The sequence below is a fragment of the Pseudoalteromonas sp. S2755 genome (genome assembly GCF_005886535.1).
Classification (GTDB): domain Bacteria; phylum Pseudomonadota; class Gammaproteobacteria; order Enterobacterales; family Alteromonadaceae; genus Pseudoalteromonas.
Map to the genome: position 1 here is coordinate 1 of NZ_PNDS01000114.1, position 11145 is coordinate 11145.

Consider the following 11145-nt stretch of genomic DNA (forward strand, 5'->3'; position numbering starts at 1 on the left):
ATCTTTGTACTCTGTCAGGTCAAAAATTAGCGCTTATTCACCTAATTGTGTTCACCTAATTGTGTTCACCTAATTGTGTTCACCTAATTGTGTTCACTTAATTGAATAAGTCACTTTACTCACTCGGATGATAATGGCGAATACCATTGTCATCCACCATGACGTAACAGTTATCGTGGTTTTGAAACGCTTTGTAAAACACCTCATCATATAGCAGCTTTTCACTTTTCGTTTCGCCACCAACTCCTTGATAACTGACTAACATGTGACATTCGTGACAAATAAGCGGATTCACCAAGCGCTTATCAGCAGCTTTGACTACTGCGGTTACTTCATACACTTTACCGTGCTCTTTATTTTTGAACCAAGTCATACACTAATTTCGCTCCAATTAAATCACTTAATGCTGTTCCTACAGACTTAAACAAAGTAATTTCGTTCTCGTTACTTCGACCTAGGTTATTTTTAGTCATTTCGCTAAGCTCTGCAACCACCTTATCAGGGCTAAATTTACCTTCACTGATCGGTAACAACAATTCGCCCGCCTCGTTCAATACATTGGCGCGACTATCTACAAAAACGCGGCTCTTAGTTACCGTTGTGGTATCAATTTCTCGACAATCTTTATGGTGATTGCCAATGCAATCTATATGCGTACTATCGCTTAGCCACTCTCCATTGAACAAAGGCGTATGACTGCCTGTTGCACAACTGATCACATCTGCCGAAGCGATAACAGACTCTGTTGCCTCCTGATACAATGAAAATTCCATTCCCGGATGCTGCGAGGACAATAGATCCAGCAACAGGCGTCCTTTTTCAGCATTGCGTGCAATTATTGAAATTTTACTATAATTTCTAACACTTAAATGCGAATTAATCATGTAACTGGCTAAATTGCCTGAACCAAAGAAAACCAGATGTTTGGCATGCTTAGGTGCTAAATACTCCGAGGCTAATGCTGACACAGCAGAGGTTCTCCACAACGTTACTTCGGTGCCGTCCACAAGCGCGAGCGGCTCGCCGAACTGTCTGGAGAACAGCATGATTTTTGAGTAAAGGCTGGCTTTATCGTGCTGGTTGTTATCAGGGAAATAGGTAAACGCCTTTACGCCAATCACATCGGCATTCCAAGCAGGTAAAACAGCAAAAGCGTCATGATTGCTGTGACTATCATCTAGCTCAAAAACTTGCCGTGTTGGTGTACCTGCTGGTTGCGCAAAACCCTGTTTAAGCGCCTGAATTAAGCTTGGGTAGTTGAGGCTATCCGCGACTTCTTGGCGAGTAATAATTTGCATCATCATTCCTTAGTTCGTAAGCTGAAATACTTGTGGCGCGTGGGTTAAGCATTCAAAACCATTTTCAGTCACCAGTACATCTTCTTCCAAGCGCACACCACCATAATTTGGAATGTAAATACCCGGCTCTATGGTAATGATATTACCAGCTTCTAATTGGTGATCGACCCCAGGTTTAATAAACGGCTGCTCGTGTAGAAATAGCCCCACACCGTGACCAAGTCCCTCACCTGCGTATTGTGAAAAGTCACTATGACTCAACACATCGTGTGATGCGTTATTTAAATCTATGCAGTTAACGCCTGCTTTTATTAGCGCCAACGCAGCTCGCTGCGCATGTTGGACCGTGTCATAAATGGATTGTTGTTGCTTCGTCGGCTCCCCTAACACGTAACTTCGCGTCATATCAGAGCGATAGCCGCTTATCACCGCACCAAAGTCGATAAGTACCAAATCGCCTAGGTTAAGTTTTGCCTGTCCTGGGTTTCCGTGCGGTAAGGAAGAACGAGCACCAAATAATAGGATTGTGTCAAAAGAGAGACCTTCGGAGCCTAGCTTTTGCATCTGATACTCAAGCTCAATTGCCGCTTCTCGCTCAGTGATCCCTACTTTTAACAAAGGCAGTGTATGGGCAAGCGCCGAGTCAGCTATCTCGGCGGCGCGTTTAATACAGTTAATTTCATAACCATCTTTAACTTGTCTTAGTGATTCCACCCAAAGCGGCGCGGCAATAAGCGTGGCATTTTTTGCGCTGATGTTTAATGAGACATAATCTGCGTGACTGATATGATGCGCTTCAAATGCAAGCTGTCGCGGCCCATCCAATAATCTAAAAATACAATCAGGTAACGTTTCTTTATCACGATTTCTTAAAATGACTTCGACTCCCACCGCTTCATTGCTAGCACGCTCAAAGTAACGATAATCAGTAATGAGTCGGTGTCGCCCATTTGAAGACATCAACAATGTTGCTGCATGACCGGTAAAGCCGGTTAAATATACAATATTCTCGTAGCCATAAATAATGATAGCGTCACTTTGGTGTTGTTGTAATTTATTGACTAAGCGTTGCTGTCTGGCTGCGTAATCTACATTCATCGTAGTAAAAATCCTCTTACTAATGGATCGTGGTCGTCTAAAATAAATTGGTGTCTGCCTGTAATATAGGCCGTGCCCGAAACTATTGGGATTAGCGATTTACTGTTATCACTAAGTTGATAACAAACATCTAAGCCTAAGCCTAATATACCTTCAATAAAGATACGTTGGTTTGCGGCGAGCTCATCTCTGGCGGCAAGAATTGCAGCTCTACCACTGACCCCAGTCCCTGTTGGACTGCGATCTAATTCGCCATCGGCAAAAATGCACACATGCTTACTGTGAGCAGAGTCCGATTTTTGAGAATTGGAATAAAAAATCACACCATATAAAAACGCAAGGCGCACATCGTCACACACTAAGCTAATCTGTGTTGCAATTTCTTGTTTAAGCGTTAAACCTAACTGCTGAATGTAAGCTGCATTTTCTGACGTAAGAGCTAAATTGATTGTATCAGCGTCAATATAGGCATAAAACGCACCACCAAATGCGATATCCACTGAGATTAAACCAAATTCAGATGTCTTGACTTGCTTATCAAGTGTCACTACCTCTGCTGGTACATTGGCAAATTCAGCTTGGCCATCTCTTAGCCATGCGGTAATTAGCCCTGCAGGCGTATCTATCAACAACTGTTTCTTTGCGGGATTGTGCTGTAAAAATAGCGTGGTTAAAGCAATAATCGCATGACCACACATTGTTGAGTACCCTTCGTTATGAAGAAATAACACGCCAAAATCGCTTTCTGGTAACTGCTTTTCAACGATAAGCGCACCATACATATCAGCATGACCCCTAGGCTCATACATCAGCGCGGTGCGATAGTGATCAAGATTTTCTACGCAGTACTGCCGTTTATCTAAAATAGTGTTGCCTTGAGGTTCAGGGAAACCATCGACAATCACCCGCAAAGGCTCTCCAGCGGTATGCATGTCAACCGACTCTATTACTTTCGCGTAGCTCAGTATCTGCTCAAAATCTATTGTTAACGCCATCATACTCTCCGTTATGTGAAATAAGCCAAACACTTAGCTTGGCTTAAACCAAGAACTAGGTGCATAGCACCCAGTCTTGGCTATCACCAGGGAAATTAAAACGTAAACCTAGCAACCAACGACGCGTAACGCTCAGTTTGTCGTAACGTTGTAATGCCGTAGTCAGGGTTAACGATTAAGCCATTTGCACCATCTAAAGATCGCTGTTCATTGATCCCAAGCGCTTTATCACTGTTTAGTAGATTATAAACTGTGCCCTTGAGTAACAAGTCATGCCCCATGATGTCGGTAGAGTAACTGAGTGATAAGTCTACCGTGGTTGCCCAAGGAAGGTTACCTACACTACCGCGAGGGGCTGGGTTACCATTTTCGTCATAATGCGAAACATGGCCGTAATATTTACTCACGCAAGCATCCCAAGGGTTACCAGGCGCACAGCTATCTACACCGACAGGGTGTTTAGAGAAATAGTTAGTCGGGCGACCTGATGACGTTCTTGCAACCAACCCCAGAGTTAACTCATCTGTGATATCGTAAGAACCTGATACTTTTATTGAATGGCGATGGTCGTTCGGCAAATTACCATAGCCGTGATCCATCAGATCCGCGTAATCATAGGAAGTTGTCCAACCTGGATCTGCCTGATCGTTATCGGTTTTCACTAAGCCTTCTGTATTACCATAGCTGTGTGACCAAGTATAAGAAGAATTAATCCGTAACTTGTCGGTAATGTTTCCTTCTAAGGTAAATTCAAGTGCCAGATACTTACGCACTGCTTGTTGCAGGGCAAGCTCTTCTGCAGTGAGTGTCACTTCATCGACTTGGCCATCGCCATCGAAATCATAACTCATGGTGATCGCTTCACCTGGGTTGTTTAGCACATAGTAAGAACCCTGACCGACATTGTCTTGGATACCGAGTTCAGCCAATTTTTTCGCAAGCACGGGGCCGACATCCGTATCTTCAACACTGCGTCCGAGATCTCGATAAATCGCCCTAACCCCAAATGCCATATCGTCAAAAACGGTGGTCTGATACCCTAAGGTCAATTCATCAGAATACATCGGCTTAAGGGTGGAGGAAGCAATCAGACCGGGCTCTGTAATTCCGCGTTGGCGCCAGCGTCTATCTCGAAGCATTTCCCCTCGACTTGGCGAGCCATCATTTAATAAAACAGGATAGCCATCACTGTCTACTTGATCTAGGTCGAAATACTCAAACCACTCTACAGAAGCCGAACCTTGAGTGATGTTCATGTTGGCAGACACAGGTTGAAAGTATCGCCCGTAAGTAAAGAAAACTTTGGATTCGCCATCACCATTTAAGTCGTAAATAGCCTGAAATCTAGGTGCAATTTGGTTATCCATATCAACAAATGCTCTGCCATCGGTGACGGTATTTTCAAACTGACTATAACGCAGGCCCAGATTTAACACGAGTTGGTCGGTGACTTGCCAAGAATCATTGACGTAGAAAGCAAGCGAGTTAACCTCAGAATCAACCGTCCTAGTCCTCACTCGGCGTTCAATATAATCTTGACCAAGTGCAGCACCGGAAATACTCCCTTCACCAGCGGTTTTAATAGTCCACCAGCCTTCCGCGTCTCCAAGACCATTTTGACCTTCAAAATAATCTACTGTCACTTTGGTATAATCGACACCAAACAAAATGGAGTGGTAATCCAAATCGATATTAAAATCTATTCTTGCTTGGTCACGGGTAAATTCTTGCTCAGAAACACCGCTTGCCGTGTGGCTCGATAATGTGACAAAACTTTCCCTTTCATCCCAAACTCCCGGTACAGTCGATGCGACAATATTTTCTACATTTTCTGTGACTCGACCCACGACCGCAGACACCGAGAAGAAGTCTGAAAAGTAACCATTATAGTTGATGCTGTAAACCTTACCGCCATCTTCACCGGGAGCCGCGACACCCTGTTTATCACCAATCGTATCGCTTTCCCAATCATAGGCATAGGTTTGTCTCGTCCATTCTCTTTTGTTATTCATGGCTGAAAAACCGATTGAGTGGTCTTCATTGATAAACCAATCTAATTTTGCAAACCAGCGGTCTTCATCTCGGCTTCTGTCATTGAAGGTCGTTTGCCCAGCCCAGCGATTAACCTCTCGTCGAGGTGCATACAGACCATAGTAAAATAAGCTGTCTTCAATGAGTGCGCCACTCGCCCAGATTTGCAGTTCTTTGAACGAGTCATAATCTTGCTCGGTATTTATATTGATGGTGCCATTATCTAAATAATTAGAGTCGTGATAACTATGACTTGATGAAGGATCGACCCTCACTTCCGCTCCTAAGTTAAATTCGTTATCACCAGATTTAGAGATTGCATTAACGATCCCCCCTAGTGCACCACCAAATTCAGGGCTAATTCCCCCCGTTTTGATTTGGGTTTGCGAAATGGCTTCCCAAGGCAAGCGAATTGAGCCTAAACCAGTTTGGATACTCGTGACATTTAGGCCATTAAAGTAATAACCATTTTCTGCTGACGAAGAACCGCCAAAGCTTGATGCACCACGAAATGAACTACCACCAGGTTCAGCGGTACCCGGTGCGAGTAACGCGATACTTTCAAAGCCGGTGTTTACTGGAATAACTTTAAGCTCTGCGTCTGTAAAGGTTACGCCAGACGTTGACGAGGCCATATCAACACGTCGGATAGCCGTACCAGTTACCGCTATCCGTTCTATATCCTGTCCTTGTTGTAATAGTTGAGCGTCTAAGATCAGCGCCTGTCCAATATTAAGCTCAACATCCTCTTCAATAACGGTTTCAAATCCTGCTTTATTAATTGACACGCTGTAACGACCAACAGGCAGATTACGTAAAATGTATTCGCCCTTGCCGTTAGTTTGTACAGCAAACTTCAGCCCCTTAGTTTTATGTGTAAAGGTCAGTTGAGCCTGCGATAACTCAAGACCTTGACCATTAACGATGCTCCCTTTCACAGTACTATTGCCATCTGCAGCAAATGCAGTAGTAGTCCCCAATGCTAGAGCAAGTGCTGATGCTGTGAGTGATTTACACAGTGTTTGCGCTGTTTTTTTGTTATTACGCATATTGTTGTCCTTTTGTTCCCATTGATTTGAGTGTTTTTTTGGTAACGAACAAACAATACACAATAGATATATTGTATACAATATTAATTATACAAAAATCACTCCAAAAGATAATAACACTATGATTTAGATAGAAATTATTTATTAATTTTTTATTTCAACTCGTTTTCGATACCGCTTGAACTCATTAAAAACAGCTTAGAAAACAGGATAAGACCAACCTAATTCATTGAGTTATTTGATATATTTTAAATTTAATCTAATTGGTGTCTACAGCAGTTAAATTGGATCCATTTCAATCCGGCTGCTAGCCAGAGCGGTTTACTCAACCTTCAACTTACTTGTTTTACGCTTGATATAAATTCTCCCTAGCCCAATCAAATTACTCACCAAAAAAGTACTTTCTAGCACAATCGCCATGGGTGAGCCGACATAGCAATTATGTATCAACCAACACACCGTACCTAACATCATCACACACCGAAATACCACCTGCTTGCGAATAAATGCACCAAATGTCAATAAAACACTACCAAAAACAGCATAAAGTTCATAATTTACATTTAAGTGTACTAAAGGTGGCACTGTATTGAGTAGTAGAAACCCGATAAGCAAGCGCTTTGACTGCGATTTGATAAACACCAGATATCTGAGGCTCGCAACCGCCATAAGCAAAGCACCAGCCATAGCATCAAGTAGATAGAAGTGAATTGCAGTAAGTGCAGTCGACACGCTCAGTGCCAATAACACCTGCTGGCGTTTCATAAATTGAAATGAGGCGAGATCGAGTAAAACAGCAACGGTAACCAAAACTTGAGATAGTAAGAACATGACAAACTCCTAAAAGAAGCATTGTCACAGGCAGTTAGCTTGCTGTAATTCACCTAAGTTAATTTTCAGCCGTTATTTTCTTGAAAGGTACTTTTATTGTAATTTCGACACCTTGTAATTTCGCCGTTTTACAGCGGATCTCGCCTTTTAAAAGTTGCGTTACCAAGTTATAAACAATATGCATGCCTAATCCGCATCCGCCTTGATTACGTTTTGTGGTTACAAATGGCTCAAACAAGGTCTTTTGCATTGCTTCGTCCATGCCGACACCGTTGTCGCAGTATACAATGGTCCAGTGGCTATCAGTTGCTTCGACTAACACGCTGACCGTGCCAGAGGCACTCCCCTCAAAACCATGGATAACGGAATTGTTAAATAGGTTTGCCATTATTTGATAAACCGCGCCTGGATAAGTGGAGAGATTTACATCAGCATCCCCATCTATGGACAAATATACTTCTTTATTTTTAGCCAATGGTTTGAGTGAATCGAATACATCATTGATATATTCAAGCAGGTTAATGTCACGCTCTGTCTCACTGGATTGATCTACTGCAACTTGCTTAAAGTTACTAATAAGACTTTCTGCTCTTTGCAGATTGCGACTGATCAGCAGATAGCCTTCTTGCTGTGCATCGATAGAGTTGACCAAATCTTTTTGCTTAAGGGTTTTATTTTCAAGCTTTTCTAACAGCTCAGATAAACAATCTTCATTATGCGAAAGTGCAGTGATAGCAATACCTAACGGTGTATTGATTTCATGTGCAACCCCTGCAACCACAACACCCAATGAGGCCATTTTTTCACTTTCAATTAAGTCTTCTTGTGCTTGTTTTAACTCAAACATTGCTTGTTCAAGCTTCTGGTTCTTTTTATACAGCTCATCGGTGCGCATCGCGACTTTTATCTCAAGTTGCTCGTTTAACGATTGCAAAGCTTGTTGATGTGCTTTCAAATCAGCAATATCTTTCAGTGCCCCCGCTATCCGCGTTGCTCTACCATTATCATCTCGTGCAACTACCTTTCCTCTATCTAATACCCAGATCCACTCTCCCTGTTGATCTTTGACTCGAATAGACAACTCATACACGTCTTCACAGCCGTCGACACAAGATTGCAGACGCTCCTCAAGTAACACACAATCCTTAGGATGCACAAACTGGTCAAGTTCATCGAGGATGAGTTTATCTTGCAGATCACTAAAATCGATCCTTGGATTCACGCTGTAGCGATAAATTTTACCCGACTCAACATGCCAATCCCAAAGTTCATCACCACTTGCCCACAATGACAACTCCAACCGCTCTTGTAGCGCGGACATTTTCTGATTATCCCGCAGTACTTGCTGGTAGCGTTGTTGTCTCGCTCTAACAAATGCAGCGATAATAAGTACAATGATGAACGAATAAAGGGCCTTTGAGTACGTATTCCACCAAATTGGGGCATCGATATGAATGCTAAACTCATGAACTGGAGACTGCATATTAAAACGGTTAACCGTATAGGTTTCTACTCGATAGGTACCGGGCTCAAGCTGGAGTAAGTTTATTTGCCTTGTTCCATTTGCAAGTTTTAACCATTTATCACTTAACCCCTTAATACGGTAATAAAAACTCAACTTTTCAGAGCCAAAATCTAAACTAGAGTATTGTAGCGATATAATATTTTGGTCATAGCGCAGGCGCAATGACCCCGCCAGTTCTGGTGCGACCGTGAGGATCCCATCGAGACTTGGCTTTAATGGCTCACCCAATAACTCGATTGTAGAGACCAAAATAGGCCGTGCGGTGTTTGAAATTGATACATTCTGAGGAAAAAACTGATTAAAGCCTTTAGCTCCGCCCATAAAGATTCTACCATCAGGGGCCTTCCAAGCAGCATTATAATTAAACTCATGCGCTTGCACACCGTCAATGGGTAGGAAGTTATCAATGGTAAAATCCATTACATTAATGCGCGAAAGCCCCCCACTGGTGCCAAGCCACATGTATTCATAGTCATCGTAAACCAGTCCCCAAACAGCTTGGTTTCCTAGTCCTTCTTGTTCACCAATAGTACGAACAACTTTCATTTGTTTATCAACTAAACTAATACCCGCTTCACTCGCAACCCAGATCCGTTGCCACGGATCTTCATCTATCATAAAAACCAAATTGGACTTTAAGCCATCCTGCGTGGTGATGTTATGAAGCTGACCTTTACTAAATTTGAACAATCCCTCACCTATAGAGCCAAACCATAAGTCCTGCCCTACTACTTTAAACGACGACACATGTGAAGGCACATCCGAACGATTTTCAAAAAACTGCACTAAGGTTTTCAATTCTTCGTCGAACCTCATTAGGCCTAGCGTTCTTGAACTCACTAAAATCTGAGATTGGTACTCAATGACGTCATTAAAGCTGAGTTCTGGACCATTAGCAGAGTCTGGCATCAAATGGCTGTATTCCCCTTGGGTTAAAACGTATCTAACAACGCCGTCTCCTCTTGTTGTTACCCACAAGGTATCATCATAAATCTTTACCTGGGTGATAAAGCTCCCTTTGATTGCAGATAAACTAGGGAAAATACGATGCGCTTCAATAAAGCTCGATTTTTGATAAATATATAAACCAGATGACGTGCCTATCCAAAAACGCTCGCTACTGTCTAATGCGAAATTTCTCACATCAGGATGCCCCAAAGGGGCGTGCGGAAAGTTTTGTTCACCAACATGGCCAAACGACTCGCTCAGTTGACTAAAAAAGTGCAGCCCCTGTGATTCCGTACCAATCCATAAATCGCCGTTTCTATCTCTTTGAACGCTAAGCACATTATTGTCTTGTAGACCATCATATTGTTCTGCACGGCGATACCAATGCCGTTTGATACTACCTTGCAGATCTAAGATAAACACACCCGTATTGGAGGCAACCAGTATCTCATGCGCCCTTACTTTAATTTGATGAATACTGAGATTTACTTTCGCGCTGACCGACTTTTGCCATTGCACTTTGTTGAATTGAGTGTCGAAACTAATGATTTTGTCATCAGAATCAACCACGAATATCCGTCCGTGGGAAAGCGACAGTGTTTTAAACTCACCTTGCAACAGAACATTGGCTCCAACTTTGTCTTTTGGCTGGCTGACTAAGCCATCCGCATTGAGATAAACAAACGCATCCCTTGTCTCTTGCACTTCACGAACAAATTTACCGGTTAAATAGAGCTTTTCAGGCGTTAAGGTTTGGTAGTTAACTCGATAAGCATCACCTTCTTCTGTTGATACAGTGACTGATTCACCATAACAGGCCACTTTTTTCACTCTATCAGAGCTAACCGCCTCATTGTGCGCCGCTAAAATAGAGCGAAAGGTTCCCGCCTCAGTATCGTAAATGCTAAGCCCAGTGCTTGTTCCAACCCAGATATATTTACCACTGTGGCATAGTGAGGTAATAAAGCCACCGGAGAGATGATGTTTGGAGTTTTGCTTTACTTCAAATTGAACAAAATCATGACCATCAAAACGATTTAGGCCAGACTGTGTGCCAACCCAAATGTACCCGAGTTGATCTTGCGTAATGGCTGTGATAGTGACCTGACTGAGGCCAGAATTATAGTCATAGCGTCGCATAACCTGCGCCGTATCGCTAAATTCGGGAAAACTGGCGGCACAAGGAAAGCTCGGTAATAACAATAGCAGCAACACACAAAACCATTTCAGTGTGCTGTATGGTGCTAAGAACAAAGACATGCGCTTGGATAGAGTCATATAGTCGAGATGTTAGCCCGCGTTATATTAACTATAGCAAAAGCGAAAAAGAGCATGTGTTTTTTGATGGGTTTAATACCAATTGAATTAAT

Annotated in this window: 7 protein-coding genes; all 7 read right to left on the reverse strand. The window is 42.7% G+C overall.

The genetic code is table 11. The features are described 5' to 3' along the window. Nucleotides 1-115: 115 nt before the first annotated feature. Nucleotides 116-373: a hypothetical protein gene (locus CWC03_RS17365; protein WP_045961857.1), complete on the reverse strand. Its 258-nt coding sequence runs from the start codon at nt 371-373 to the stop codon at nt 116-118. Further along, nucleotides 354-1298: a bifunctional Delta(1)-pyrroline-2-carboxylate/Delta(1)-piperideine-2-carboxylate reductase gene (gene lhpI, locus CWC03_RS17370; protein WP_138582955.1), complete on the reverse strand. Its 945-nt coding sequence runs from the start codon at nt 1296-1298 to the stop codon at nt 354-356. The genes CWC03_RS17365 and lhpI overlap by 20 nt, the downstream gene beginning before the upstream one ends. 9 nt (nt 1299-1307) lie before the next feature. After that, nucleotides 1308-2396 carry a M24 family metallopeptidase gene (locus tag CWC03_RS17375; protein ID WP_138582956.1) on the reverse strand — a complete coding sequence of 363 codons (1089 nt, stop codon included), beginning with the start codon at nt 2394-2396 and terminating at the stop codon, nt 1308-1310. Beyond that, nucleotides 2393-3391 carry a proline racemase family protein gene (locus CWC03_RS17380; protein ID WP_138582957.1) on the reverse strand — a complete coding sequence of 333 codons (999 nt, stop codon included), beginning with the start codon at nt 3389-3391 and terminating at the stop codon, nt 2393-2395. Before CWC03_RS17380 ends, CWC03_RS17375 begins: the two co-directional genes overlap by 4 nt. Nucleotides 3392-3486: 95 nt before the next feature. After that, nucleotides 3487-6471, reverse strand: coding sequence for a TonB-dependent receptor (locus CWC03_RS17385; RefSeq protein ID WP_138582958.1), 2985 nt, complete (start codon nt 6469-6471; stop codon nt 3487-3489). A 321-nt stretch (nt 6472-6792) separates the two neighbouring features. Further along, on the reverse strand, nt 6793-7302 hold the full coding sequence (locus tag CWC03_RS17390; RefSeq protein WP_138582959.1) for a YgjV family protein: 510 nt from the start codon (nt 7300-7302) through the stop codon (nt 6793-6795). A 58-nt stretch (nt 7303-7360) separates the two neighbouring features. Then, nucleotides 7361-11035 (reverse strand): sensor histidine kinase, encoded by a 3675-nt coding sequence (locus CWC03_RS17395; RefSeq protein WP_249314065.1) that lies wholly within the window; start codon nt 11033-11035, stop codon nt 7361-7363. Between the last annotated feature and the right edge of the window lie 110 nt (nt 11036-11145).